Source organism: Limnobaculum xujianqingii, assembly GCF_013394855.1.
Lineage (GTDB): Bacteria > Pseudomonadota > Gammaproteobacteria > Enterobacterales > Enterobacteriaceae > Limnobaculum > Limnobaculum xujianqingii.
Genome location: NZ_JABMLK010000001.1, coordinates 1,652,427 through 1,664,897, shown reverse-complemented (window position 1 = coordinate 1,664,897; position 12,471 = coordinate 1,652,427). Strand labels below are relative to the sequence as shown.

General features: G+C 45.1%; 13 protein-coding genes. 6 read left to right on the top strand and 7 right to left on the bottom strand.

Annotated elements, in window-relative coordinates:
- Window positions 1-1,212, bottom strand: a complete 1,212-nt coding sequence (locus GOL65_RS07540; RefSeq protein ID WP_140919980.1) for a Tm-1-like ATP-binding domain-containing protein — start codon at window positions 1,210-1,212, stop codon at window positions 1-3.
- A 115-nt stretch (window positions 1,213-1,327) separates the two neighbouring features.
- Here GOL65_RS07540 and GOL65_RS07535 point away from each other — a divergent pair, with 115 nt between their 5' ends.
- Together GOL65_RS07535 and hpt are read left to right on the top strand one after the other, a co-directional pair.
- Complete coding sequence (locus tag GOL65_RS07535; protein ID WP_140919979.1) at window positions 1,328-1,996, top strand: TetR/AcrR family transcriptional regulator; 669 nt, start codon at window positions 1,328-1,330, stop codon at window positions 1,994-1,996.
- A 174-nt stretch (window positions 1,997-2,170) separates the two neighbouring features.
- Complete coding sequence (gene hpt / locus GOL65_RS07530; RefSeq protein ID WP_140919978.1) at window positions 2,171-2,707, top strand: hypoxanthine phosphoribosyltransferase; 537 nt, start codon at window positions 2,171-2,173, stop codon at window positions 2,705-2,707.
- Window positions 2,708-2,776: 69 nt separating this feature from the next.
- Here the strand turns inward: hpt and can are convergent, their stop codons facing one another.
- Window positions 2,777-3,433, bottom strand: a complete 657-nt coding sequence (gene can / locus GOL65_RS07525; RefSeq protein ID WP_130592965.1) for a carbonate dehydratase — start codon at window positions 3,431-3,433, stop codon at window positions 2,777-2,779.
- 337 nt (window positions 3,434-3,770) lie between these two features.
- Here can and GOL65_RS07520 point away from each other — a divergent pair, with 337 nt between their 5' ends.
- The 4 genes from GOL65_RS07520 to GOL65_RS07505 all read left to right on the top strand — a co-directional run bounded on the left by GOL65_RS07520 (window position 3,771) and on the right by GOL65_RS07505 (window position 7,629).
- A complete protein-coding gene (locus GOL65_RS07520) occupies window positions 3,771-4,697 on the top strand; it encodes an ABC transporter ATP-binding protein (protein WP_140919977.1) in 927 nt (308 codons plus the stop codon).
- Window positions 4,694-5,464 (top strand): ABC transporter permease, encoded by a 771-nt coding sequence (locus GOL65_RS07515; RefSeq protein WP_130592963.1) that lies wholly within the window; start codon window positions 4,694-4,696, stop codon window positions 5,462-5,464. The genes GOL65_RS07520 and GOL65_RS07515 overlap by 4 nt, the downstream gene beginning before the upstream one ends.
- 102 nt (window positions 5,465-5,566) lie before the next feature.
- The gene (locus GOL65_RS07510; protein WP_322091092.1) at window positions 5,567-6,220 is read left to right on the top strand and encodes a DUF1287 domain-containing protein; all 654 of its coding nucleotides are present in this window, start codon (window positions 5,567-5,569) and stop codon (window positions 6,218-6,220) included.
- 122 nt (window positions 6,221-6,342) lie between these two features.
- Entirely contained in the window at window positions 6,343-7,629 is a 1,287-nt protein-coding gene (locus GOL65_RS07505; protein WP_140919976.1) for a polysaccharide deacetylase family protein, read from the top strand.
- Window positions 7,630-7,638: 9 nt separating this feature from the next.
- On the opposite strand, the gene GOL65_RS07500 is transcribed toward GOL65_RS07505, so the two are convergent.
- From GOL65_RS07500 to dksA, 5 genes are all read right to left on the bottom strand, one after another.
- Window positions 7,639-8,739: a GGDEF domain-containing protein gene (locus tag GOL65_RS07500; protein WP_140919975.1), complete on the bottom strand. Its 1,101-nt coding sequence runs from the start codon at window positions 8,737-8,739 to the stop codon at window positions 7,639-7,641.
- 205 nt (window positions 8,740-8,944) lie between these two features.
- The gene (folK, locus tag GOL65_RS07495; RefSeq protein ID WP_140919974.1) at window positions 8,945-9,430 is read right to left on the bottom strand and encodes a 2-amino-4-hydroxy-6-hydroxymethyldihydropteridine diphosphokinase; all 486 of its coding nucleotides are present in this window, start codon (window positions 9,428-9,430) and stop codon (window positions 8,945-8,947) included.
- 53 nt (window positions 9,431-9,483) lie between these two features.
- On the bottom strand, window positions 9,484-10,872 hold the full coding sequence (pcnB, locus tag GOL65_RS07490) for a polynucleotide adenylyltransferase PcnB (protein WP_140919973.1): 1,389 nt from the start codon (window positions 10,870-10,872) through the stop codon (window positions 9,484-9,486).
- A 116-nt stretch (window positions 10,873-10,988) separates the two neighbouring features.
- On the bottom strand, window positions 10,989-11,918 hold the full coding sequence (gene gluQRS / locus GOL65_RS07485; protein ID WP_140920071.1) for a tRNA glutamyl-Q(34) synthetase GluQRS: 930 nt from the start codon (window positions 11,916-11,918) through the stop codon (window positions 10,989-10,991).
- 68 nt (window positions 11,919-11,986) lie between these two features.
- Window positions 11,987-12,442 carry an RNA polymerase-binding protein DksA gene (dksA, locus tag GOL65_RS07480; RefSeq protein ID WP_108901630.1) on the bottom strand — a complete coding sequence of 152 codons (456 nt, stop codon included), beginning with the start codon at window positions 12,440-12,442 and terminating at the stop codon, window positions 11,987-11,989.
- Window positions 12,443-12,471: the final 29 nt, after the last annotated feature.

The following is a 12,471-nucleotide window of genomic DNA, read 5'->3' as shown; positions in this document are numbered from 1 at the left end:
TTATTTTTTGTTCCAGATTTGATGAAATTGGTTAACCGCCTCATCGGAAAAACGCGGATCGTTAATATTGTAAGGAACGCGGATCAGACGACGGCGTTCAGTTTGGATCACGGTTTTTTCCAGGGCTTCAAACAGGGCGGCATCATTTTCTGGTGACCAGAATAGTTGACCAGGTGCATCCAGCGCGGAAACGCCACCTTCCGGTATCAGAAAACGTACTTCGCCGTTACAGGCATTCAGTTTGCGACCAATCCATTCACCCATTTGTTGATTTTCTTCTTTAGTAGTACGCATTAGCGTTACCTGAGCATTGTGGGGGTAGAACAGACGGTCTTTATAGTGTGCAGGTATAGTATTCGGGTTGCCGAAGTTGACCATGTCCAGCGCGCCACAGGAGCCGACATAAGGAAGTTCGGTTTGGGCCACAACATCCAAACGGTCAGGGCCACAGGCCAGTACTCCACCAAACAGCAGGTCGCAGATTTCAGTTGTCGTAATATCCAGCAGCCCGTCCAGTAAATGGCTGGCAGCCAGTTTTTCCATTGCAGTGCCGCCGGTTCCGGTTGCGTGGAAAGTCAGGCAGTCAAACTTATCGGTTAACTGGGCTGAAATGGCCTGCATACAGGGTGTTGTCACACCAAACATCGTCAGACCTAAAGCCGGTTTTTCATTTTTAACTTCAGGAATAACAAACTTTACTGCACCGGCAATACTATGGGCAGCATTCGCCAGTACCTGACGGGAAATACGGTTCAGGCCGGCAATATCAGTAACCGAATAGAGCATGGCGATGTCGCTGGCGCCAATGTAGTTTGATACATCGCCGGAAGCCATGGTGGACACCATCAGTTTAGGTAAGCCAATAGGTAATGCTTGCATTGCCGGAGTAACCAGAGATGTACCACCTGATCCTCCAAGGCCGATAATTCCTGCCACATCGTCCCGGGATAGCATAAATTTTTCAAAAGCTTGAGCCATCGCTACCATCGATTTTCCACGATCGCCACAAAACACGCTTGCGGCTCCTTGTGGGTGATGGGCGGCGATATCTTGTGCGGAAAAGGTCGTGTCAAATTGGCTGTCTGAAGATTTGGTCGATAAATCAACGGTGGTGACTAAAAGGTCAGTTGCATTAATCAGGTCCCGAATGTAAAAAGCCTCTTCACTTTTGGTATCAAAAGTCGTTGCAACATAAACAGTTTTTCTTTTCATCGTAACATTTCCTTGGCTCTGAATTTATTTAGACGAGGTAATAGTTAGTAAACGTCACATACTGTACTCCATGTATGTAAAATAGCCATAATGAGACTAGAGTATCATATTAAAAATGAGAAATGACTTACAAAATGAAAAAAAAGTCGCTTCAAATGAAGGGCAACCAATGTTGACTCGTGCTCGGGCCCGTACGTTGAATAAGCTGATTTCTACCGCCATGGAAATGCTTGAGAAGGGATGGTTTCCTTCTATTACCGAGCTGGCAAATGAAGCCGGAGTTTCTCGTGCTACGGCTTATCGCTATTTTCCTACTCAGAGTGCTCTGGTCTCGACGATTGTCGATGAAAGCTTAGGGCCAATACAAGAGTGGCGGCCTCAGCAAGATACCGTAAGTGAGCGAATTTCTGCTTTATTGTCATTTGCTTATCCTCAGATGGAAAAACATGAAGGTGCTCTGAGAGCGGCTTTACGCGTCTCTTTACAACAGTGGGCCGATTTGCGCGCTCAGCGACTGGATAAAGAGACGGATAAAGAAAAGCTGTTTGTCCGGGGGAATCGTAAGCGCTTGGTTGAAATGGCGGCGGAACCGTTAAAAAATCAGGTAGCAGAAGCCGATTTGAACCGCATGAAACATGCCTTCTCGTTAATTTACGGTTCAGAAGTTTTTCTGGTGTTTAAAGACATCTGGAACCTGGATTCAGATCAAATTCAGGATATCGTTCAGTGGATGGGTAAAGCCATTGTACGTCAGGTTGAAGAAGACGCCGGGTTAAAAAATTAATTATCTGGCCGGTTAATTCCTTAGTTAACCGGCTATTTTTTATACATAAATAAGTCATTTCAATAAGATTGACCACCCAAAGCACGCATCGCGCCAGCGAAAGAGTTGTGGTAAACTCTCGTGCTTTCTTTCAGCCAAAGGATCTACGTTCAGGCAAACTGATCGGATTTTTCTATGAAACACATTGTTGAAGTTATGATTTCCGAGCAAGACGTGAAAACACGCATTGCTGAACTCGCCACCCAAATTAATCAACATTATCGCGACAGCGGCAAAGAGCTGGTCCTGGTTGGGCTATTGCGCGGTTCTTTCATTTTTATGGCTGACTTATGCCGTATGATCACGGTAAATCACGAAGTCGATTTTATGACTGCTTCCAGCTATGGCAGCAGTATGACCAGCAATCGTGATGTTAAAATTCTGAAAGATTTAGATGAAGATATTCGTGGTAAAGATGTGTTGATCGTTGAGGACATCATTGACACAGGTTATACCCTGACTAAAGTGCGTGAAATTTTGCAGTTGCGCGAGCCTAACTCTATTGCACTGTGTACTCTGCTGGATAAGCCATCACGCCGCGAAGTTCCGGTACCAATCGACTATATTGGTTTCTCGATTGAAGATGAGTTTGTGGTTGGTTACGGCATCGACTACGCACAGCGTTATCGCCATTTGCCTTATGTGGGTAAGGTTGTACTGCTGGACGAGTAATCACCAGTAAAAATAAAGCGGAATGACCGTTTTTCGATTATTCCGCTTTTATTGTATTGCTGCTGAGGTCTACTTACTGTCTGTCAGTAGCAAATTGGATATCGCTTTGCGATACAATAACTCAAGGGATTCACGGCTATTAGCACTGACTTCCAGATCGCGTAATCTACCATCCTGCATACCGTATACCCACCCATGAATCAGAACTTTTTGCCCGCGTTTCCAGGCGGACTGAACAATGGTGGAGTGGCCAAGGTTATACACTTGCTCAACGACATTGATTTCGCTTAGCAGGTCAGCACGTTTTTCTGGCGGTAGTTCACCAATCAGTGAGCTGTGTTTATACCAGAGGTCGCGAATGTGTAGCAGCCAGTTATTAATCAGGCCCAGCTCCGGGTTATTTATTGCCGCGGTTACACCGCCACAGTCATAGTGACCACAAATAATAATGTGTTCTACTTCCAGTACTTCAACGGCGTACTGAACGACGGATAAGCAGTTAAGGTCGGTATGGATGACCAGGTTAGCAACATTGCGGTGTACAAATAGTTCGCCAGGTTCCAGACCGGTTAACCGTTCTGCTGGAACACGGCTGTCCGAGCAACCAATCCATAAAAAGCGTGGCCGTTGTGCTAGTGCCAAACGCTCAAAAAATTCGGGGTCGTCCTTGCTGATACTGGCTGACCAGACCTCATTATTATGCATTAGTCGTTCTATTTCTTTCATACAGTTTAATAGCTCGTAGTTTTTAATGGCGTTAATATAAGGTAATGGTGGTACTTTTCAAAACAGAACCACGGATTGACTATCGTTTATGGTGTTGCAGGTTATTCATACCAATGGCGCGGGCATCTATGAACATCAGTGAAAATAGCATGCTCGACCCGTTGGGTAGTGGGATAACAGCAAGAAGATTATGTTATACCCGATTGATATGTTTCAAAAGTGTTAATTTTTAATTTGTTAACTTTTGATGTAACGATTAAGCTAGCACCATAAAGAACGGCCGCATTTTGCGGACGGTTTCTATTTTTTTGCATCAATACAAGGTAATCCCTAATTTATGACATACGCGTTGGAGTTATCGCAATTAAGTAAAGTTTACGCCGGTGGCGTGAAAGCGTTGCGAGGCATAAATCTGAACGTGGAAGCCGGCGATTTTTATGCGCTGCTTGGCCCTAATGGAGCCGGTAAATCCACAACAATTGGCATTATCAGCTCTCTGGTGAATAAAAGCGCGGGTCATGTGCGCGTATTTGGCTATGACATTGATAATGATTTAGTGAATGCCAAACGCCAGTTGGGTTTGGTTCCTCAGGAATTTAACTTTAACCCCTTCGAAACGGTTATGCAGATTGTGATAACCCAGGCGGGATATTATGGTGTTCCTCGTCAGGAAGCGTTGTCCCGTGCGAAAACCTATCTGCAACGTTTAGAATTGTGGGAAAAGCGTAATGAGAAAGCCATGCGCCTTTCCGGTGGTATGAAACGTCGACTGATGATTGCCCGTGCATTAATGCATCAGCCGAAGTTGTTAATTCTTGATGAACCAACCGCTGGTGTTGATATTGAGCTGCGTCGATCAATGTGGCAGTTCCTGAAAGAGCTGAATCAACAGGGAATTACCATTATTCTTACCACTCACTATCTGGAAGAGGCAGAAATGCTGTGCCGTAATATTGGTATTATTCGTCAGGGAGAACTGGTGGAAAATACCTCGATGCGTGAGCTGCTGGCGAAACTAAAATCAGAAACCTTTATTCTCGATTTAGCTCCCAAAAGTCCAATTCCTCATCTGGAAGGTTATATCAGTCGGTTACTGGACACCTCAACATTAGAAGTGGAAGTAGAAAGAGAGCAGGGGCTGAATAGCGTATTTGCTCAGCTTAGTGCACAGGGTGTCTCAGTGTTGAGCATGCGTAATAAGGCCAACCGACTCGAAGAGTTATTTGTTCATTTGGTTAATGATTATAAGGAAGAGGCAGAATGATGAATCTCTACTGGATAGCGTTAAAAAGTATCTGGATAAAAGAGGTCACTCGTTTCGGCCGTATCTGGGTGCAAACTCTGGTTCCACCAGTGATCACCATGACGCTCTATTTTATTATCTTTGGTAACCTGATTGGTTCGCGTATTGGTGAGATGCAGGGCGTAGACTACATGCAGTTTATCGTGCCTGGTTTAATCATGATGTCAGTGATTACCAACTCCTATTCCAACGTAGCTTCATCATTCTTTGGTGCTAAATATCAGCACAGTATTGAGGAACTGTTGGTAGCACCGGTACCGACGCACATCATCATCCTGGGTTTTGTGGGTGGCGGTGTTGCTCGCGGTATTTGCGTAGGTGTGTTGGTTACTCTGGTGTCACTGTTTTTTGTCTCGCTGGAAATTCATTCCTGGTGGGTGATTGCAGTCACTCTGCTACTGACCTCTGTGCTGTTTTCGTTAGGTGGATTGGTGAATGCTATTTTTGCAGAAACCTTTGATGATATCAGTATCGTACCAACCTTCGTGTTGACGCCGCTGACCTATCTGGGCGGGGTGTTTTATTCCCTGACGCTGCTTCCTCCAGTCTGGCAGATGGTGTCGAAAGTAAACCCAATCGTTTATATGATTAGCGGTTTCCGTTACGGTTTTCTTGGTATTTCAGACGTAACATTAACCCTGACTTTTGGGGTGCTAATTGCGTTTACCGTGGCATTTTATCTGTTAAGCTGGTGGTTAATTTCCCGCGGCCGCGGTTTACGTAGCTAACAGTAATCATGCAGTGTGGAGCCCGAATTTAAGTGTAGTTTTAATCAAATTACATTTGTTTTCGGGTTCTTTTGTTAAGACCTGTCAGAAAAGGATTCAGGGATGAAGATTTTCAGTACGGTTGCAGCACTTTTGCTTATGTTTGGTGCCGCTATTTTTTTCAGCGGTTCTCTTCAGTCAGACAGTCAGACTCCGGTTCGTGCAACAACAGCTTCGGTTGCAACACCGGTGAAAAAACAAACTAATCAGGCGTTGGCGTTAAGCGCTGAAGACCAGATAGGAAAAACGCGTTATTACGATCCGGCTTATGTTTCTTTGAAGTATCCCGGCGGTGATGTAGATATTGAACGAGGTGTTTGTTCTGATGTGGTGATTCGGGCTTTGCGCCAGCAGGGTGCGGATTTACAGCAATTGGTTCATCAGGACATGAAAGGAAACTTTTCTTCTTACCCACGCAATTGGGGATTGAAGAAACCGGACACAAATATTGATCATCGACGAGTGCCGAATCTTGAAACTTATTTTAAACGGCATAAAATGGAACAGCCAGTCTCACTCAATGCAAGGGATTACTTACCTGGTGACATTGTTTCCTGGCGTTTGGATAATGGACTACCCCATATAGGTATTGTGACCGATCGTTATACCCGCGAAGGCAGGCCGTTGATTGTTCACAATATAGGTTCCGGTGCTCGGGCTGAAGATATTCTGTTTTTATGGAAAATTAATGGGCATTACCGCTATTTTAATAAATAGTGGCATGCCAGATGTAACGATCCTGTCATCAGGCAATTTATTACATAATTGCATAAGAACAATTTTAATATTCAGTTCTGGTATTTCCGGTGTTTTGTATTCCTATAAGAAAAATATAACTTATGCGTCTTAAGTCTCTTCTCATTACGCTGATTACATTACCTTTGTTTATATTTTCGACCTGTGCTGCGGCAGAAGGTGAATCGCAAAGTGATGATATAAAACCAGTTCAGGTACGCATTATTCGTGACAGCCAGATTATGGCTCAAGTTGGCAATGACATTATTAACGTGGGTAGTGTGGATAAAGATCAGGAGATTATGGTCTACCCTCTGAGCCCTAACTACTACGAATTTACTTTTGGTAACGCCCATGGGTTGATCCCGAAAGATGCCGTCTTACCTCTCACTAAATCGAAAAAAGCTTTGGGACTGGCATTAGCCGATCTACAAAAGCTAAATCAGAACCTGATCACTGTTCGTCCAACGACGATTTACGATCGGCCAAAAGATACCAGTAAAGTTTTTGGAGTACTGAACGAGAATCTACGTTATCCCATTCTTGGTCGTTTAAGAGGCGAGGATGGTTCTCTGTGGTATGAAATTAATATCGGCGATGATGCTAAATACATTCAGGCAGATGAATGCGAACTGGACAACGGCGTGCCGGTACTGACCTATCATCATATTTTGCAGGATAGCGAGAATAAATATTTTCGTCATACCTCAACCACCACTTCGGTATCGGCATTTGATAATCAAATGGCCTACCTGAAGCAGGCAAATTATCAAACTATCAGCCTGTATCAGCTAGAGGGTTATTTGAATAATACCCTTAATATTCCGGCAAAGGCGGTAGTATTAACCTTTGATGATGGATTGAAATCGGTGCATCGCTACGCTTATCCGATTCTGAAAAAATATGAGCTTCAGGCAACGGCTTTTATTATTTCATCGCGGATTAAGCACGATCCACAAAACTGGGATCCGAACTCTTTACAGTTTATGAGTATCAGCGAGCTAAAACAGATTCAGGAAGTCTTCGATATCCAGTCACATACTCATTTCCTGCATCGTTATTCGGATGATAAACGTCCGGTGTTATTGAGCCGTGATGAACATAATATTGAATTAGATTTTGAACGCTCTCGTCGGGCACTAACCCAATTTAATCCACGAGTGCAATATATCTCCTATCCGTTTGGTGGTTATAACGACAATGCGATTCAGGCAGCGAAACTGGCAGGTTATCGTCTGGCAGTGACCACCGTCAGAGGAAAGGTTAAACCAGGCGATAATCCTTTTACCCTGAAACGTTTATATATCTTAAGTTCAGATAGTATTCAGGCGATGGCCGAACGTATTGCTAATACCCGTTCGGATATTAAACCGATGGTACCAAAGCAATAAGCTGAGTTATTAAGCGGAATTTGGGTCGTGGTAGATATCATCAGACGCGTAGGATATTCGGTTCCTGCCGTCTGATTTTGCCTGATATAGCGCCCGGTCCGCGCGTCGAAACAGGGACAGGCTGTTTTTATTATAATGTGGTCCACTGCCGCTAATGCCAATCGAAATAGTGGCATGGATTACCTCACCATTGGCCAGAATACAGGCATGACTTTCCACTTTACGGCAAATATCTTCAGCGATTTTTTTTGCCAGAGGGATTGGGCAATCAATCAGAATAGCTGAGAATTCCTCTCCACCAATTCGAAATGTCTTCTGTCCATAGGCGGTGTAAGAGTCAAGGATGTGGGCAATATCTCTCAGGACACGATCGCCAGCATCGTGACCATACTGGTCATTAATCTGTTTAAAATAATCTACATCCATCAGCATCAATACAACATTTTGCTTAGACAGATTAATGCTCTGTATTGCCTGATCGAACATTCTGCGATTCAGTAAGCTGGTGAGGAAGTCCTGCTGGGCAAGCCCCTGGTATGTCAGCATCTCTATTTTTCGCTGTTTAAGGTCCTTTAATAGCATCAGCGAAAGCAACATTCCAATAGTGGAAAACAGCGTCATTAAAAAAGTGAATTTAATTATTTTAGCTACGTTTTGTGTAGCGATGGCATAGGCAATACAGATAAAAACAACGGTAATAACGCTGAACAATGCGGCACGATAGCGCAGGGACTTCTGAATATAATGTGAACAAAACGCCAGTACAATTCCCAGGAATGCATAAAAAACAGAAACAATAAGGGCTGTATCGTTAAAGTTGATAACCACACGGGAAACCGAAATGATTAGGGCTGTAATCAGGGTGGGAACCGGTCCGATATAGCAAGCTGCAACGATCAGGGGAATATGGCGTAAATCGATCAGTGTGTGATTGATAGTAGGAATAGAAAATTTCATCAAAGTGAAACACAGGAGACCATTGCACAGGCCAATTTGTATTTGTTTTCCCAACGGAAGAGCGGCATCTAAAGGAAGTTTAGACAGCTTGGAAATAAAATAAAAACCAGTCAGCACAATACTGATGTTAATGATGACACCGTCAAAAAACATAACATGACCCCGAAAGGTTGAGCACTGAAGTTATTCACATTTGACAATTCAGGCCGTTACTCAAGCATAGATAGATGATTGCCTTTTGTAAAAATAGTCCTTAAATAATCTGCACATAACTAAGAATAACAAAAATACAATTGCCTCAACGGCCCGTTAAAGCGGTTTCGCAGTAAAAATGATGGTATTCAGTTAGCGATAATAACTAAGGAAACCAGCGCTCTAATCCGTCAGCCGGTACCCGGGACAGCAGCGAAGCCAGCGTGCTGCCATCAGGAAAAATCAGGTCTGGAGCAATATCAGCCAGTGGATAAAGCATAAACCCTCGGTTGTGCATATCATAATGAGGAACTGTCAGACGCGGGGTGTTAATAGTCTGATTACCAAACAGTAAAATATCCAGATCCAGCGTACGGGGTCCCCAACGGTGTTCTTTTCTTTCCCGTCCCTGATTGAGTTCAATAGCCTGCGTAGCATCAAGCAGGTGCTCAGCAGAAAGCTGGGTTTCCAGTTCTACTACTGCATTCAGATAATCAGGTTGGTCCTGTGGGCCTAATGGTTTGGTGCGATATAATGGCGAACAGGCGACCAGGTGAGTCTGAGGGATCAGCTTTATAGCATTCAGTGCCACTTCAACCTGAGCCAGTGGCTGATTAAGATTACTGCCTAATGCGATAAATACCTGAGTCATTATCTCTGTCCATTATGTTATTAAGCCTCCGGGAGGAGGCTTAAGTCAGAAAGTTACTGCGGCTTAGGCGTATTCTTGCGTGGCCGACGAGACCGGCGATGGCGGGATGGTTCATCACCCAGCGCATTAAGCATGGTCTTTTGGCGTTGCATATCGGCCTGCTGGAATTCATCCCACCAGTGGCTGAGTTTCTGAACTTCACCTTTTTCAATTTCGGCTCTGAGCAGCAACAGATCGAACGAGGCGCGGAATTTTGGATGTTCCATCAGCTTATAGGCTTTCTTGCCCTGACGACGAGGCAGACGCAGCTGTAATTGCCAGATATCACGCACTAACGAAGTAATTCGTTTAGGAATGGCCAGCGTCATACACTGCTCATCCAGAATGTCATTCATGGCAAGGGCAAAGGCATCATAATAGGCCAGGCCACTTTCCTGAGTGAGTTTCTGGGCATGCTCAACCAGCGGATACCACAGCATGGCTGCAAACAGGAATGCCGGATTGACACGCTTACCGTTTTGCAGACGTTGGTCAGTATTCTTCAGCACCTGGCTGAGGATCTTCTCCATGTTGCTGTCGCCCTGCGGCGTAAAGCTCTTGTCAATCAGCGGGAATAAAGCCTTAAACAGGTTATGTTCACGCAGCAATTGATAAGTAGGGTAGCCGTACCCAGCCTGTAGCAGCTTTAAAGCTTCTTCAAACAGTCGTGCCGGGGGAATATCACGTAGCAAATGGGCTAAACGAGTAATCGGCTCTGCGGTTGCTGTCTCAATACGCATAGCAAGTTTGGCGGCAAAACGAATAGCTCTGAGCATTCTGACCGGATCTTCACGATAGCGGGTTTCCGGGTCGCCAATCAGGCGGATAATGCCCTGTTGTAAATCTTGCAGTCCTCCGGTGAAATCACGCAGGGTGAAATCATCAGCGCTGTAGTACAGACTGTTAACGGTAAAATCGCGACGATGAGCATCTTCAGTAATGGAGCCATAGACGTTATCACGTAGCAGCATGCCGTTATTAGCTTGCTGAGATTCATTTTTGTCATTGTTATCGCTGTGCACACCACGGAAGGTAGCAACTTCGATAATTTCCGGGCCAAACATAATGTGGGCCAGACGAAAGCGGCGACCAATCAGGCGGCAGTTGCGGAACAGCTTGCGCACCTGTTCTGGTGTCGCATTGGTTGTGATATCAAAATCTTTTGGTTTTTTATTCAGCAGCAGGTCTCTGACACCGCCGCCAACCAGATAGGCCTCATATCCCGATTTATTTAATCGGTACAGGACTTTCAGGGCATTATCGCTAATGTCCTTACGAGAAATGGTGTGCTGCGCACGGGGAATGACCACGACATCATCAGTGTTGTGGTTCTGTTCCTGTATGTCTGAATCAGACTCTCGGGTGAGTACCTTGCGGCAAAAATTAGCTACGCGGGTAAAAATAGGGCACCTCGGTCATAGTGTATCTGTCAGTGATGAGCGGCGCCGTTCAGGAGACTCATCAAATAATCAAATAGTAGTCAGTAAACCACGTATGGTAAACGGCGGCCTATAATAGCTCACACTGAATCATTTGAGAATGGAAAGTGTGTGGTTAGCTCCGGCGTTACGGGTATGCGGCTGTGGTCCCAATGGTCAACACCCCACGCCAGTAATGCTTCGATGGAAGCATCTTGCCAGTCATCAGGCAGTGATTGTCCTAAAAACTGCATGGCTTCGGCCAGTACCGGCAGAGGATGGTCAAGGGATAACGGTGGGGCATGGTTCTGTTTCGACAGCTTATGCCCCTGATTATTTAATGCCAGTGGAAGATGAAAATAGTCAGGTTCTTTCCAACCTAGCTGGTGATACAGGGCGATTTGTCGTACGGTTGGCTGAATCAAATCGGCGCCCCGCACAATTTCTGTCACTCCCTGAAAGTGGTCATCCACCACCACGGCGAGATTATAAGCAAACAATCCATCCTTACGATGGATAATGAAATCTTCGCTGGCGAAATTCGGTTCGGCTACCAGTGTTCCGAGATGTTTATCGTAAAACTGATAAACCGGTTGTGTCACATGTAACCGTAAAGATGCATCCTGAGATGACAGTGATAAATTGCGGCAGTGTCCATCATAAACCCCGCCGGATTGTTGAATTCTGGCTCGGGTACAGTGGCAATAGTAGCAACGTTTCTGCTGATAAAGCTGATGCAAAATCTGGTAATAGGCGTCGCTGCGTTGAGACTGATAAAGCACTTCACCATCCCAGTGCAGTCCATAATGTTCCAGGGTGGTCAGAATTCGGCAAGCAGCGCCGGTCACTTCTCTGGGGGGATCAATATCTTCGATACGAACTAACCAGTCCCCATGATTTGACCGCGCTTGCAGAAAACTGCCCAGCGCGGCAATCAGGGAACCAAAATGCAAATCTCCGGAAGGAGAGGGGGCAAAACGCCCCACATAACGGTTAGTCATTAAGGTGGTTGAATAGCCTGAATCCGTCATCATTGTTCCCTTGTTCTGCCATCATAAAGGTGGCAGAACCAATAAGGGATTCAGATGTAACGGACAGATTAACCTGCCATTTGTTTTTCGCGAATCTCAGCCAGTGTTTTACAGTCGATACAAAGATCGGCAGTAGGACGGGCTTCAAGGCGGCGAATACCGATTTCAACGCCGCAGGATTCACAGTAACCAAAATCGTCTTCTGCAATTTTTTGCAGAGTTTTATCGATTTTTTTGATCAGCTTACGTTCACGGTCACGGTTCCGCAGTTCCAGACTAAACTCTTCTTCCTGTGTTGCACGATCGGCAGGGTCGGGGAAGTTAGCCGCTTCGTCTTGCATATGGCTGACAGTACGATCGACTTCGTCTCTCAATTGGCCACGCCATGCTTCAAGAATCAGCTTGAAATGTTTAAGCTGGGCTTCGTTCATATATTCTTCTCCCGGCTTCTCTTTATAAGGCTCTAAGCCTGCGATAGCCAGGATACTTAAGGACGATGTTTTACGCTTTTGCCCTTCTTGCATTTTGCTTCTCCTACAAAATACGCGTTGTA

Bases quoted from the DNA above. Each gene is read 5' to 3' on its own strand.
- GOL65_RS07515 (WP_130592963.1), top strand. From the start codon at position 4,694: ATGATGAATCTCTACTGGATAGCGTTAAAAAGTATCTGGATAAAAGAG.
- GOL65_RS07520 (WP_140919977.1), top strand. From the start codon at position 3,771: ATGACATACGCGTTGGAGTTATCGCAATTAAGTAAAGTTTACGCCGGT.
- can (WP_130592965.1), bottom strand. From the start codon at position 3,433: ATGAAAGAAATAGAACGACTAATGCATAATAATGAGGTCTGGTCAGCC.
- GOL65_RS07510 (WP_322091092.1), top strand. From the start codon at position 5,567: ATGAAGATTTTCAGTACGGTTGCAGCACTTTTGCTTATGTTTGGTGCC.
- dksA (WP_108901630.1), bottom strand. From the start codon at position 12,442: ATGCAAGAAGGGCAAAAGCGTAAAACATCGTCCTTAAGTATCCTGGCT.
- hpt (WP_140919978.1), top strand. From the start codon at position 2,171: ATGAAACACATTGTTGAAGTTATGATTTCCGAGCAAGACGTGAAAACA.
- GOL65_RS07540 (WP_140919980.1), bottom strand. From the start codon at position 1,212: ATGAAAAGAAAAACTGTTTATGTTGCAACGACTTTTGATACCAAAAGT.
- GOL65_RS07500 (WP_140919975.1), bottom strand. From the start codon at position 8,739: ATGTTTTTTGACGGTGTCATCATTAACATCAGTATTGTGCTGACTGGT.
- GOL65_RS07535 (WP_140919979.1), top strand. From the start codon at position 1,328: ATGAGAAATGACTTACAAAATGAAAAAAAAGTCGCTTCAAATGAAGGG.
- folK (WP_140919974.1), bottom strand. From the start codon at position 9,430: ATGACTCAGGTATTTATCGCATTAGGCAGTAATCTTAATCAGCCACTG.
- gluQRS (WP_140920071.1), bottom strand. From the start codon at position 11,918: ATGACGGATTCAGGCTATTCAACCACCTTAATGACTAACCGTTATGTG.
- GOL65_RS07505 (WP_140919976.1), top strand. From the start codon at position 6,343: ATGCGTCTTAAGTCTCTTCTCATTACGCTGATTACATTACCTTTGTTT.